We start from the raw sequence: 12,943 nt of genomic DNA, 5'->3' as shown, positions 1-12,943 counted from the left end.
GTTATGCATGGGCATTTCGAACCTCTATGTATGGATACACAATTTGCGTTTCGAATGCTACTCACACGCATAATCCATACATCGCGACATAATGACGCAGGGAGGAACCTGTTGCGGCGATCGGCAGCCTGCCGACGTACGCGAAATGCTACATACATAGGCGGGGTCAGCGTTGCCCGGCGGCTTTGGGCGCTGCGCAGCAGGCCCGGGCGTCGATGGTTCGGCCGCGACACGCTGGCAGCGAAGGCGATGTCTTGCACATCAGTGCGTTAGCTGGCCACGAGTAGGTGAACTGGTGGTCGATCATGCATAGCTCGGCGGCCGCCACGTCGTTCGCTTTCATCAAATTAACGGCGGGCTGCGTGACGGTCGTGAAACCACAGGCGCGCATGGCTTGCTTGACGCCTTCAACATCGGTATCTGCGCGACGCCAGAACGTATAGGGCGGCGGCAACTTGGTTTGATTACTGTCAGCGGCGGGATCGAAATCGGGATCGGTGCCAAAGGTTTTGCCGCGCGGCACGTTAGCGCAGGCGGGCAACTCGGGCGAGTCGGTGCAGAGGATGCGGCGCCCTTGATAGTGGAAGCCGATTTCGAGCATGCACAACTGCGCTTGCGCGACGTCGTTAGTGGACATCTCGCGTGGGCTGATGTTGGCCGGGTCAGGAAACCCGCAATCCACCATCGCGCGTCGCACGCCCAACTCGCTCACGCCCGGCTGCGTCCATAGCGTATATGGCGCGGGTGGTGGCTGGAACGGACGCGTGGTGCAGGCGGCCACACCGAGGCAAAGTGCCACGGCGGCCAGCGTGGCGCGTAACAAAGGGGCAGTTGAGAACATTGGCATAACGATCGAAAAAAGCGCCATTAAGTCGCGCCGATTATATCGAGGCCCCTTCCCTGTTCATTCGTGCGGCCCATTGCGGTGGCACGCACAACAGGCACTGTGATTTATACGAGTCGGCGGTGCCGCCTCTTTTCCAATCGTCGCAAAGCCCCGTCAAATAAGGCATTCCGCTAATCAGCGGCACGTCCCAAGTCACTGCTTTTCAGCGAGTTGTATTAATCACAGTTTCGGCGCAGCGGGTCGATGACGATACTTCATTCAACGGCCAACGCAACACACCAGCCGCGAAACACCGAAGCTGAATCGAACCCTGAACCGCAACTTGAATCGCTGAAAAAAGGAGCCACACCATGATCCCGTTCGCCTACCTCTTCGACACCTACGCCGAACCCGCCGCCAACTATGTGATGACCGTCGGCCACTTCTTCGGCTACTGAACCGAACCCGCTGAAACAGACGCATTAACTTCAAATCGCCACACCACTAACTCAGGAGAAACACCATGGCAGCTATCGCTTACTACATCGGCCGCGACGTCGTCCCCTTCATCGCCAGCCTGCCGATCTTTAACTGATTCGCTCTGCTCGCGTTCCCTAAAGAAAAATGCCGCTTCGATTTGCGTCGAAGCGGCATCTGGATCTTCTGGGGAGCCCTAAATCATAAGCGCGGCGTCAAACGGACACCCCCTAATGGCGTCGTAAAATGTCGTGCGCGATACGTTCCCGCCAGATACCACAACGACTACGTTCTGCCCCTCAAGTGATTCAAAATTTGATAGCACTGCGGCCAGTGCTATCGCGCCGGCAGGCTCAGACACGAGTCTGAAATGCTCAAACAACACCCGCATTGAATCTAGAACGGCCTTGTCGTCCAACACGTGAACATCGCGAACCGAGCGTTTCATGATTTCGAACGTTTCTGCCCCCGGGAGAGGATTTCTCAACGCGTCGCATATCGTTGGCCCCGCATTGGGATCTTTACATGGCCTACCCGCGGCGAGTGATATTTTCGTGTCAGCTGCGCTAGAGGGCTCAGCGGCAATCAGCCGAATATTCGGCTCGTCTTCCACAGCCAAAGCGGCCCCCGCCGCTAAGCTTCCGCCCCCACAGGGAAGAACGATGACGTCTGGAACGGCACGGCCGCACTGGGCCTCGAACTGCTTCAAAACCTCCAACGTTACGCTTGCCTGACCTTCGATCACAAACGGATCGTCATACGCTGGAATTACGGTGGCCCCTAAATCGGCGGCCATTTCGGTACCAAAGCTTGCAATGTCGATGACCGAACCTGCTACGTGAAGTTTGGCCCCCCTACAACGAATGTTATTTTTCTTGGCTTCCGGGATCCACGGCGGCGCGACAATGGTTGCCGGAATTCCCAATAGCCTTGCGACTTCAGCCACCGCTGCTCCGTGATTTCCAGACGACCAGGTGAGTAGGTGCGGTGAGAACGCACGCCTCGTGACTGAAAGAATCTTGTTCAACGCGCCTCGAAATTTGAAAGATCCGGTGTGCTGCAAACACTCCGCCTTGACAAAAAGACTACATCGCAATTGATCGTTTAGCCGCCGCGACGAGAGCAATGGCGTCCTCACGATATACGGTTGTATCGTCTCGTATGCAGAATTGATGCGATATCTCGTATGCTCGACAACGCTTGGAGATTCCAAACTAGTTTGCAGACCGCATGTGCGACTTGCGTTGTCCTTCATTTTTCCACCTCACAATTTTTGGTAGTTCGGGGGGCGCTTCGCAACTCGGTTCAACTTCCTGAGGGGATCGATACGAACATTCCCCGCCGTGCGAAAAATCGCTCGGCTTCCTTGATACGCAGACTGACGTTTGCCTGATAAGGAGGCACGCCAGATGGGTTATGAAACAGAATGTTCTCTGGGTCCGTCCCGTGTATGAGAATGAGATGCCCCCCCTTACGAGCGTTCGGTGTCGTTGGATTTCTGATCTCCGAACTCACCGATGCAAATGCCATACACGATGGTGAAATGGCCTTCGCAACGTTGGAGAGCGGCGTGTGTTCATATACGTCGACATCAAGTTGATAGCGCGCGCGAACCCAGTCGCAAAACGGTCTGTAGATGAGACCGGTTACCGAGTTGTCGTCATGCCTGATATATGCGCCGAACGAAAGCGCTTCACGCACCATTTCATAGCGTGTCCCGTGAGGAATTGACAGAAAATCGAGAATCGATTCGAGGCATGCAATGCCACAGATTCGTCTAGCCCAAAAACGGTATTCGGTAGCTGAGGAGAATCCGGAGAGGGTCCACATGGGATCATCGCAAGGATCTATCGAGCCATTCACGATGCGCTCGTTTAGCTCGGGCGATGCCCATTGAGATCGATAGGGAACGTTGGCGTGACGATACGTATTGTTCATTCACGGCGCCGACGCATATCGGACAAGAGTGGAATGACGGGAAGCTGCATGAGTCCGAGAATCGACGCGAGCACAAAGGCCGCGATAGTTCCTTGCACCGAGGTGACCCAGGCTCCAATCAATGCACCCAAGGGCATCATTCCCCACGAGCAGGTCCGGTAAATCCCGGTCATTCGACCAAGCATGAACGCTGGCGACATTCTTTGTCTGTGAGTTACCACGGCAACGTTCCACGTAGCCAGCGACGATCCGTAGGCGACCAGCGAAATACATACCAATGTCGTTGACCTCGATAGCACACACACTGCTGTGAGACACACCAAGGCGATGCAAGCAAAGCACACGAGCGAGAACTCACTCACGACTTTGGTGATCCGTGATGCCGTGATGCTTCCCGCCAAGCCTCCAACTGCGATCGCCGACATTAATAATCCGTACTGGAACGTTGTCAGCCCAAGCCCATGATTTGCATCTGTCGCATACAACACAAAAACCGCACTCCAAATCCCGTATATCAGCATCATCAACGAAGCAAGTATCTGAATTCCCAGGATGCTCCGTGTTTTGCATAGGAACCTAATCACATCCTGCAGTCTTACCCCTTCCTCAGAGTGAAAATTAATCTTCCTAGCCCGTGGTGTGTGACGGACAAGTAAGTTGCAAAGAACAAATGCTCCGAAGATTGCTAACAACTGAAGCGACACGGTGCTGCGAACCATCGTGCTCATACCCGTTGCCAGCAACAATCCGGCAGCAATTGGCCCGAGAAGTTGAGAAAAAACAATTTGTATCCCATACATTCGAGCATTGGCATTCGGGAGATATTTTGCGTGTGATGCCAGCGGTATGGATGCTTGAATGGATATCTCCGTTACGACTTCACCGGATGCGATCAGAAAGCAAACGCACGTGAAAAGAGGAAGATCAATTGCTCCGTACGTTAGAACCCACAGAAGCATCGTTAGGCCTATCAGGCGTATGGTTACGCCTGCCCTGAGAACGGTAATTGCCGTCAGTCGGTCGATTGCAACACCCGCCATCAGAGACACGAGCAGCCAAGGAAGTCGGGACGCAGCTACGGCAAGTCCCACCCCCGAACTTTCCACCTCGATTGTGGCGGCGATGATCGGGACGCTGGTTCGATGAATACCCTCTCCCAACTGACAGATCGCCGCGGTAGAAATGATTCGCTGAAGCTTTCCCATTTATGGTCGATAGCAAGAAGACGGGTCCATCGTGGAAATGAGCCGAGCAATCATTTCCGAATACGTCCACCCATGTGCGTAGCCCATCTGCGCTAAATTGCCATTCCGTGAAAATCCGGGAAGGGAATTCACCTCGAGAAACCAAACGATGTCGCCGGATACGATGAAATCAATACGAGCAAAGCCCCTACACCCGAGGGCCTTGTATATGAGAAGTGCATCTGTCCTCAGTTGCTGCTCGGCCCGTGGACTAATGTTGGCAGGGCAAATGTGTTCACGTAAAGATGAGTCGCGCTTGACTTGGTGACTGTAGAACTGGTGAAGGTGTCGAGTCTCTAGAAGCGGCAGAATGGTCGGAACGCCGTCAATTTCGATGACGCCCGCGCTAACGTCCCGGCCGTTGATGTATTTCGCCGCAACGTAAATCGGGCATTCCGTCGTGGCCGCCTCGCTCAGCCAGTCTCGTGTAGCGGCAGAACTATCGAGTATCTGGGCGCCTAGGCTGCAACCGTTGGAAGCGGGTTTGACAAATATCTGTGGCCCGAGGTTTGCGTACAGATAAGAGGCATCGAAAGATTCGCCGAATCTCATGTCGACTAGATGTGATTTCGGCACCCGCAATCCCGCTGTTACTGCGATCGCGTTTGCGAATGGCTTGAAGTAAGCCGCGGCACTGGCTGCAACACCGGATCCGGAATATGGAACCCGAAGTAAGTCGAGCACCCCCTGCAACTTACCGTCTTCGCCGTACCATCCGTGGGTTGTCAGAAACGCACCGCGGCAGTTGACAAGCTTACTGAAATCGAGCTCAGCTGAGTCGTAGACCGAAGTTGCAATCCCAAGTGAATTGCACGCTTCGGCCACATGGCGGCCCGACAGCAAGGCGCCACTACGTTCCGGGCCGACACCCCCGGTAACGATCGCCAAGCGTCCCTTAGCATTGTTCGGGCCGGTCTGGCCGGTTTGGTAGTTATCTTGCATAGCTGTCCCCCTCGACTTTGAACGAGTTTTTGAGCATCTGGTGTTGGGGGGCTTGGGGACGTATTTAATCAGAAAACGTCACAATTTCTCTCGCTTCGCCATTGGGAATTGGCCGAGAAATTCCGGCAATTTTGACGTAATACAAACGGCGCTCAAGGGAGAGTTACTTGCTGAAGCGAACTTGGACGAGCAGGCGGAACTCGCGAACTGGACCACAATCGCCACCTAAGGACCACTTCCCGCGGTCCTTTTTCCTTTGGTGGAAGACACAAGAATTTCGTCATCCGGCGTTTCCTAGTACGATTTCGGCATTACACGAAAAACTAGGGCCAGCGGGATGACTTCTCCCACCAAAGTGTTCTGCATCGAAGACGATATCGATTCGGCGGACCTGCTTCGCGAAGACCTGACCGATCGCGGTTATGTCGTGAAAGTCGCGCACGACTTCACGGCAGCACTCGCCACACTGGCGTCATTCATGCCGGACATCATCGTGTGCGACGTCAACGTGCCGGGCATGACCGGTTTCGAGTTTCTCGAAAGCGCGCGCAGCATCATTCAGGGCGAACGCAAGATCCCGTTCATCTTCCTGACAGGCAACGCCGACAAGGCCTCGATCATGCGCGGCCACAGCACCGGTGCCGACGAATACATGCTCAAGCCGGTCGATTTCGACGTGCTCGACACCGTCATTCGGAAATACACCCACCACGACGAACCGGAAGATGGCGGATCGCTGCCCTTCGGCATCACCAAACGCGAAGTGGAAATCCTGCAATGGTCGGCACGCGGCAAAACGTCCGCCGAAATCGCCATCATTCTCGATCTGAGCAAACGCACGGTCGACTTTCACATCGACAACGCCCGCGAGAAGCTCAACGTCGCCACCCGCACCGAAGCCGTCGTGCGCGCCGCGTTGCTCAATATCATTCAGTTGTGATGCCCGCCGTGATTGCCCACTGCTCCCGCCTTAGCCCAGCCCGACCGGATTCCCTGCATGTCTAAAGCGTCCAAATCACCGAGCACGAAGCTCCCCGTTCGAGGGCGAATGTATGGGCTGCTCGCCATCTGTCTCGTCGTCATGGTCGCCGTGGGCGTCGTCGTACACCGCGAAGTCGACACGTCGCAACGCACGGCGCTGGCCGCCGAGCGCGCACAGATCGAAAACCTGAGCGTGCTCGAAGAGCTCAACGACTACATCTCCGACTTCCGCACGGTCGAGTCCGAAGCGCTCGCCCCGATGTCGCCCAAAGCGCTTGCAGCCATTCGCAGCGCCGCCGACGAGTTCGACGACAAGATCAAGAACGCCTCCGAGCGTTACCAGAAACTGCTCGTGCACGACGAGTACCGCCTTGCCTTCTCGAAATTCCAAACGCAATGGGCGCAGTACCGCCGAATCTCGAATCAGGTCTTTCAACTGGCCCAGAACGGCAAACTCGGCGATGCCGTCAAACTCTACCGCGGCGATTCGAACGCCAAGTACACGCTGGCGAACAGCACCTTCGGCGCGCTGGTCTTCCGCAGCACCGAGGGCCTGATCAAGAACGTGGAGACGAAGGACCGGGCGGCCCACCACCGGCTGCTGCAAATCGACGCGCTGATCGCCGCGATGATTCTCGTCACGCTGGGCTGCCTGCTGTATGTGGATGCGGCGATGCTGCGGCCGTTCACGCGCCTGATCCATCTGGCCGGGAACGCCATTTCGGGCAAGAACAAGACACGCCTGCCGTGGCTCACACGCGGCGACGAAGTCGGCACGCTGTCTCGCACGATCGCCAAGTATCAGGAAAGCACGGCGTCGCTCGTGCGCAATCAGAAGCTCGCGACCGCCAAGAACACGATTCTCCAGCGCGCGCTGGCCAACGAAGAGCGACTCAACAACTTCCAGAAGACGTTCCGCTCGATGGCGTCGCATGAATTCCGCACGCTGCTCAACGTGATCGATGGTCACGCGCAGCGCCTGCTGAGCCCACGCAACGAGGAAGCCGATTCCCGCCCGCGCTACACGAAGATTCGCGAAGCCGTGGCGAAGCTCAATAACGTGATTCAGAACTGGCTGGAAGCGGCGCAAAGCGCCTCGCTCGACGATCCGAAATTCGGCAAACGCTCGGAGCTGTCGCTCGTGGCGTTACTCGAAGATGTGCGCGATGTGGGTTCCGACATGTTCCCCAACGCGACCATCACCGTGACGCCGACAGCGGACCTCGACAGCCGCATGATCGGCGACAGCAACGTGCTGTTCCATGCGTTTATCAACATCGTGAGCAACGCGACGAAGTACACGATGCTGCCGCCCGCTATCGATATCGGCGTGGCTGACGCGGGCGATGCCTTGCGTGTGACGCTGCGCGACAACGGCACGGGCATTCCGGAAGACGAACTCAAGGAAATCTTCCAGATGTCGTTCCGCTCACGCAGCAATGCCGTGCTGGAAGATGGCTCCGGGGTGGGATTGGCCGTCGTTCACGCCGCCATCGAATTCCATCAGGGCACCATCGAAGTGACCAGTCAGGTCGGCGTAGGCACGACGTTCACGATCACGCTGCCGAAGGCCCCGGCAGTGCAAGCCACCACCGAGGCCGACGCGTAACCATTACGCGTTGCTAACGGCTAACGGGGCATCAGCCAGCGGGCGAACTCACGTCGCTGGCATTGCCCCCGCCGCCCAGCGATTTGTACAACGCCATGCGGTTGTTCAACCGGTTCAGGCGTACCAGTGCATCGGCGCTTTGCGCGTCGCGCACGCGCTGCTGCTGATCCAGCCAAAGCTGCACTCCCGTCGCACCGGCCAGAAAGCGTGAGCGCGCCAGCGTCTCGGCACGCTGTGCCTGCACCAGCGACAGCGTCCGCTGCTCGCCTTCACGCGCCAGTTGCTCACGTGCCGACAGCGCGTTCTCGACTTCGCCCAGCGCCGTGTAAAGCGTTTTGCGGAACAACACCACGGCTTCGTCGAATTGGGTCTGCGAAACCTTGATGTTCAATTGCATGGTGTTCCACTGGATGAACGGCAGCGTCAGTCCCGCGCCCAGTGTGCCGATCGGGTTCGTCAACACGCGCGACAAGCTCGTACTCGTCGTACCGGCTTGCCCAGTGAGGGTGAACGTCGGATAGAAGCTCGTGCGCGTCGCGTCGACATTGGCCAGCGACTCGCGCAGTCGCCACTCCGCCGCCCGCAAATCCGGGCGGCGCGCCAGCAAATCAGCGGGCAACCCGGCGGGCACTTCCGGCAACGGCTGGGCGGGCAGCGCCGACGGCTCGGCAGCCGATTGCTGCGGCGGACGGTCGAACAAGATGGCGAGCGCGTTACGGTTCTCGGTGCGCTGCTGCAAAAGCTGGGTAATCGCTGCGCGTTGCACGGACAGGTTCTGCTCGGTCTGCGCGACGTCAAGGCCCGACACGGCGCCTGCGGCGTATCGCGTGCGCACCAGCGCCAGCGTGCGCTCCGCATAGGCGATATTGGCCTCGCCGTAAGCAATCTGCTGATTCAGATAGCCGATCTGCCAATAGAGCGCCGCCGTCGTGCCAATCAGGGAAAGACGAGCCGTCTCGCGGTCCGCTTCGGTCGCATCGGCCTCCCAGCGTGCCGCATCGCGCTGTGCGGCCAGCTTGCCCCAGAGATCGAGCTCGTAGCTCACCTGTGCTTGCAACTGGTTGCCTTGCGCCATCCGATGCGTGTCGAGCGTGCGGCTGATCTGACCGTTGGCCCCGACGCTCACGCTAGGCGTGAGATTCGTGTCGGCCAGGCCCGCCTGCAACTGTGCGCGGTACACGCGGATGCCCGCGGCCGCGAGATCGTTGTTCGCGGCAAGCGCCTCGGCAATCAGGCGGTCGAGCACCGGGTCACCAAACGCCCGCCAGAAGTCAGGCGCGATGGCCTGTGCGGCGGATGCAGCAGGTGTGGCCGTGGGCGTAGCCGTCGGTGCAGCCGTTGCTGCGCCGGGCACCGCCGCCCCGGTCCACTGCGCAGGGACCGCCACCGCTGGCAGCGGGTCGTGGCGCACGCCCGCACAACCGGCGAGCACGATGGCCGCACTCGCGAGCGCGAGCACCGTACGGGAAACGCTTGGCATGGCGGAAATAGCGGGAATACGGATCATCTGTTGCAACCTCAATCGCGCGCGAGCGCTTCAACCGGATCGAGCCGCGCGGCGTTACGCGCTGGCATGAAACCGAAGACCACACCGATCAACGTCGAGCACAGGAATGCCGTCACGATCGATCCCATCGAAAACACCATCTTCCATTTGGCGACGAACAGCGAGAAGACGAAGCTCGCGCCGAACGACAGCGCAATCCCGATCGCACCGCCCATCAGACACACCATCACGGCCTCGACCAGAAACTGCTGCATGATGTCGCTCTGCCGTGCCCCGACCGCCATGCGAATGCCAATCTCCCGCGTGCGCTCGGTCACCGACACGATCATGATGTTCATCACGCCAATACCGCCCACCACTAGCGAAATCACGGCAATCAGCGAGAGCAGCAGCGTGAGCGACTGGCTGGTCTTCTCGACCGTCTTCACCACGCTATCCATGTTGTAGGTGAAGAAGTCCTTACGGCCATGGCGCTGCATCATCAGCGTCTCGAGGCTCTTCTCAGCGATCTTGCTCGGCTGGCCGTCGCGCACCCGCACGGTGATGCTGTCGACGTTGCGCTGCCCGAACAGGCGTCCGCTGGCCGTGGTGTACGGCACCCAGATATTCAGGCTCTTCATGTCGCCGAACGCGCTCTTCTTCTCTTCCGTCACGCCGATCACCACGCACGGCAGGTTGTCGACGAAGATCACTTCGCCCAGCGGATTCGGGTTGGCAGCGAAGAGCTTGCGGCGCGTGTTTTCGTCGATCACGGCGACCTGCGCCTGGCGGCGTACCTCGTCAGGGCCGAAGGCGATGCCCTGTTTGATCTTCATACCGCGCACTTGAAAGAAGTGCTCGCCCACGCCAGTCACCGTCGCGTTGGCGTCGATGTTGCGGTAGCGCAGCAGCAAGTTACGAGCGGTCTCGGGCGTGACGCTGTCGACATAGTTCTGCTCGGCCAGCGCATTCACGTCTTCAGGCACCAGCGTCTGGATCGTGCCTGCGCGGCTATCGCCCCAGTCTTTGCCCGGATAGATGTTGATGGTGTTCGTGCCGATGCTGCCGATCTCGGCCAGCATGTAGCGCTTCGCCCCTTCGCCGATCGCGACGATCGACACCACCGACGTGATACCGATGATGATGCCGAGCATCGTCAGGAACGTGCGCAAACGGTGCGAAACCAGTGCAATCCACGCCATGCGGAACGCTTCGGCGAAGCGGCCCACGCCGCCCGTCCAGCGACGCTCCGGCATCGGTGAGGTGTTGGCAAGGGCGTCTTTCTTGCTGGGCGCTTCGGTAGCCGTCCCGCCATCATCAACCACCGGCGTGTTCTGCCGGTCTGCCACGACTTCACCGTCGCGAATCTCGATGATGCGGCGCGCGTGGGCCGCCACATGCTCATCGTGCGTGACGATGATCACCGTGTGCCCGAGCGCATTGAGCTCGCGCAGAATGCGAATGACTTCCTTGCCGCTGCGCGTATCGAGTGCGCCGGTCGGCTCGTCGGCCAGAATCACCTCGCCGCCGTTCATCAGCGCGCGCGCGATACTCACGCGCTGTTGCTGACCGCCCGACAACTGGCTGGGCCGGTGTTCTGTGCGATCCGCCAGTCCCAGCCGCGAGAGCAACTGCGCAGCCCGTGCCCGGCGCGCGGCGTGCGGTGCGCCCGTGTAGACCGCTGGCATTTCCACGTTGCCTGCGGCGTCCAGATGCGGCAGCAGGTGGTAGCGCTGGAAGATGAACCCGAAGTGTTCGCGGCGCAGTTGGGCGAGTGCATCGGCGTCGAGGTCGCGCGTCTCACGCCCGGCCACTCGGTAGCTGCCTTCGCTCGGGTGATCGAGACAGCCGAGAATATTCATCAGCGTCGACTTGCCCGAACCCGACGCGCCCATGACCGCAACGATCTCCCCCGCTTCGATGGTGAGATTCACGTTGTGCAGCACGACGACGTCGCGCTCGCCTGCCGGAAACCGACGCGTAATACCGGTCAACTCCAGCATGGGATGCGCCGCCGAGTCTGGCGTGGCCGAGCTGGCCGTTGACGGAGGGGACATGGTTTGATGCATTGCGATTACCCTACGCGGACCGAATCACCGGACGCATCGACGCGAGCCTCTTTCACGTCCCCGGCTTCGCCAATGACGACTTGCTCATCCGCCGCCAGCCCTTCGGTCACTTCCACCTTCACGTTATTGTTCAGCCCGATGCGCACCTGCCGCGTCACGACCTTGCCGTCGGCACCCACGACGCGCACGTCGTAGCGGCCGTCTGCCTGCTTCTTGCCCAGCGCGGCCACGGGAATGCTCAGCGCCTGTTTGGCGGTACTCAGCAGCACGTTGACCTGCGCTGTCATCGAGATGCGCAGCTTGTGATCGGGGTTCGGCACTTCGAACAGCGCGTTGTAAAACACCGCCGTATTGCTGCGCGAGCCGCCCAGCCCGCCGAGTGAGCCTTGCGTATCGAGGAAGTTCTGCGGCGCGGGTTCGATGGCGCGCAGCTTGCCGTAGTAACGCTTGTCGGGCTCGCCCAGAATCGTGAAATACGTCGTCTGGCCGGGCGCGACGCGAATCACGTCGGCTTCCGAGACCTGCGCCTTGACGGTCATCGTATCCAGATCGGCCAGCTTCAGAATCACCGGCGCTTGCTGCTGCGCGATCACGGTCTGGCCTTCTTGCGTGACGATGGCGACCACTTGCCCGTCCATCGGGGCGACGATGCGGGTGTAGCCGAGGTTGGCGCGGGCCGACTCGATCTGAATCGCGGCGGAGCGAATCTTCGCTTCGAGCGCCGCCAAGTTCGCACGTTGTGCATCGAGATCGGCCTGCGCGGCTTCGAACTCCTGACGCGACGTCGCGTCGTCGGGCAGCATTTGCTTTTGGCGGCGGAAGGTCAGATCGGCCTTGGCCAGTTGCGCCTGCGTGGCGCGACGTTGGGCCTGCAAATCCTGCTCATTGGCTTCGGCCTGACGCAGCGTGTTCTGCGAGATTACCGGATCGATTTCAGCGAGCCACTGCCCCTTGGTCACCTTGTCGCCCAGCTTTACCTTGAGCGACTTCAACTGCCCCGATACCTGCGCGCCGACATCCACCTGCGTGAACGCAACCAACGTACCCGTGGCGAGCACGGCGTTTTCCAGATCGCTACGCTCAACTTTGGCGGTCAGGTACTGCGGCGGCTTTGGCGAGAGCGCACTACGAAGCCCGAGGATGACGAGAACGGCGAGCACTACAAGGCTGGTGACGAGATACGGCCGACGTCGAATGAACTGGATCATGGAGCAAAGGCACCGTTCGGAGCACGAAAAGTAGAGAGTTTAAGGGCTTTGACGTGTGGGAAAGGCGTTCGCATCGCCGAGAGCGGTAGAAGATTTCGTTGAAAGCAGTGTCTCATCGGCGCGTGACGCTGAAAACTTGTACAAATCACAGTTGGCCCGATCG

The 12,943-nt window shown here is 59.2% G+C and carries 10 protein-coding genes; 2 read left to right on the top strand and 8 right to left on the bottom strand.

All coding sequences use genetic code 11. The features are described from left to right. Positions 1-166: 166 nt before the first annotated feature. The 5 genes from PPN31114_RS24450 to PPN31114_RS24430 form a co-directional block, all read right to left on the bottom strand. Positions 167-841, bottom strand: coding sequence for a hypothetical protein (locus PPN31114_RS24450; protein ID WP_150682129.1), 675 nt, complete (start codon positions 839-841; stop codon positions 167-169). A gap of 658 nt (positions 842-1,499) precedes the next feature. Next, positions 1,500-2,558, bottom strand: coding sequence for a threonine ammonia-lyase (locus PPN31114_RS24445; protein ID WP_150682128.1), 1,059 nt, complete (start codon positions 2,556-2,558; stop codon positions 1,500-1,502). A 50-nt stretch (positions 2,559-2,608) separates the two neighbouring features. After that, a complete protein-coding gene (locus PPN31114_RS24440; protein ID WP_150682127.1) occupies positions 2,609-3,241 on the bottom strand; it encodes a C39 family peptidase in 633 nt (210 codons plus the stop codon). After that, positions 3,238-4,446, bottom strand: a complete 1,209-nt coding sequence (locus PPN31114_RS24435; RefSeq protein ID WP_150682126.1) for an MFS transporter — start codon at positions 4,444-4,446, stop codon at positions 3,238-3,240. Before PPN31114_RS24435 ends, PPN31114_RS24440 begins: the two co-directional genes overlap by 4 nt. Beyond that, positions 4,447-5,427 carry a D-alanine--D-alanine ligase family protein gene (locus PPN31114_RS24430; RefSeq protein ID WP_150682125.1) on the bottom strand — a complete coding sequence of 327 codons (981 nt, stop codon included), beginning with the start codon at positions 5,425-5,427 and terminating at the stop codon, positions 4,447-4,449. Between the two features lie 337 nt (positions 5,428-5,764). On the opposite strand from PPN31114_RS24430, the gene PPN31114_RS24425 reads away from it, so the two are divergent. After that, positions 5,765-6,367, top strand: coding sequence for a response regulator transcription factor (locus PPN31114_RS24425; RefSeq protein ID WP_150682124.1), 603 nt, complete (start codon positions 5,765-5,767; stop codon positions 6,365-6,367). A 57-nt stretch (positions 6,368-6,424) separates the two neighbouring features. Continuing rightward, entirely contained in the window at positions 6,425-8,017 is a 1,593-nt protein-coding gene (locus PPN31114_RS24420) for a sensor histidine kinase (protein ID WP_150682123.1), read from the top strand. Between the two features lie 31 nt (positions 8,018-8,048). Here the strand turns inward: PPN31114_RS24420 and PPN31114_RS24415 are convergent, their stop codons facing one another. The 3 genes from PPN31114_RS24415 to macA form a co-directional block, all read right to left on the bottom strand. Continuing rightward, positions 8,049-9,497 carry an efflux transporter outer membrane subunit gene (locus PPN31114_RS24415; RefSeq protein WP_150682122.1) on the bottom strand — a complete coding sequence of 483 codons (1,449 nt, stop codon included), beginning with the start codon at positions 9,495-9,497 and terminating at the stop codon, positions 8,049-8,051. A gap of 38 nt (positions 9,498-9,535) precedes the next feature. Next, entirely contained in the window at positions 9,536-11,506 is a 1,971-nt protein-coding gene (gene macB, locus PPN31114_RS24410) for a macrolide ABC transporter ATP-binding protein/permease MacB (RefSeq protein ID WP_370865919.1), read from the bottom strand. 71 nt (positions 11,507-11,577) lie between these two features. Continuing rightward, the gene (macA, locus tag PPN31114_RS24405) at positions 11,578-12,780 is read right to left on the bottom strand and encodes a macrolide transporter subunit MacA (RefSeq protein ID WP_150682120.1); all 1,203 of its coding nucleotides are present in this window, start codon (positions 12,778-12,780) and stop codon (positions 11,578-11,580) included. Positions 12,781-12,943: the final 163 nt, after the last annotated feature.

This window comes from Pandoraea pneumonica (assembly GCF_902459645.1).
Lineage (GTDB): Bacteria > Pseudomonadota > Gammaproteobacteria > Burkholderiales > Burkholderiaceae > Pandoraea > Pandoraea pneumonica.
Note: the sequence above shows the minus strand (reverse complement) of the source record. Positions and strands in the feature narration are given on the sequence as shown.

Excerpts from the sequence above, each read along its gene's own strand:
- PPN31114_RS24450 (WP_150682129.1), bottom strand. The coding sequence starts at position 841 with ATGTTCTCAACTGCCCCTTTGTTACGCGCCACGCTGGCCGCCGTGGCA.
- PPN31114_RS24445 (WP_150682128.1), bottom strand. The coding sequence starts at position 2,558 with ATGAAGGACAACGCAAGTCGCACATGCGGTCTGCAAACTAGTTTGGAA.
- PPN31114_RS24440 (WP_150682127.1), bottom strand. The coding sequence starts at position 3,241 with ATGAACAATACGTATCGTCACGCCAACGTTCCCTATCGATCTCAATGG.
- PPN31114_RS24435 (WP_150682126.1), bottom strand. The coding sequence starts at position 4,446 with ATGGGAAAGCTTCAGCGAATCATTTCTACCGCGGCGATCTGTCAGTTG.
- PPN31114_RS24430 (WP_150682125.1), bottom strand. The coding sequence starts at position 5,427 with ATGCAAGATAACTACCAAACCGGCCAGACCGGCCCGAACAATGCTAAG.
- PPN31114_RS24425 (WP_150682124.1), top strand. The coding sequence starts at position 5,765 with ATGACTTCTCCCACCAAAGTGTTCTGCATCGAAGACGATATCGATTCG.
- PPN31114_RS24420 (WP_150682123.1), top strand. The coding sequence starts at position 6,425 with ATGTCTAAAGCGTCCAAATCACCGAGCACGAAGCTCCCCGTTCGAGGG.
- PPN31114_RS24415 (WP_150682122.1), bottom strand. The coding sequence starts at position 9,497 with ATGCCAAGCGTTTCCCGTACGGTGCTCGCGCTCGCGAGTGCGGCCATC.
- macB (WP_370865919.1), bottom strand. The coding sequence starts at position 11,506 with ATGCTGGAGTTGACCGGTATTACGCGTCGGTTTCCGGCAGGCGAGCGC.
- macA (WP_150682120.1), bottom strand. The coding sequence starts at position 12,780 with ATGATCCAGTTCATTCGACGTCGGCCGTATCTCGTCACCAGCCTTGTA.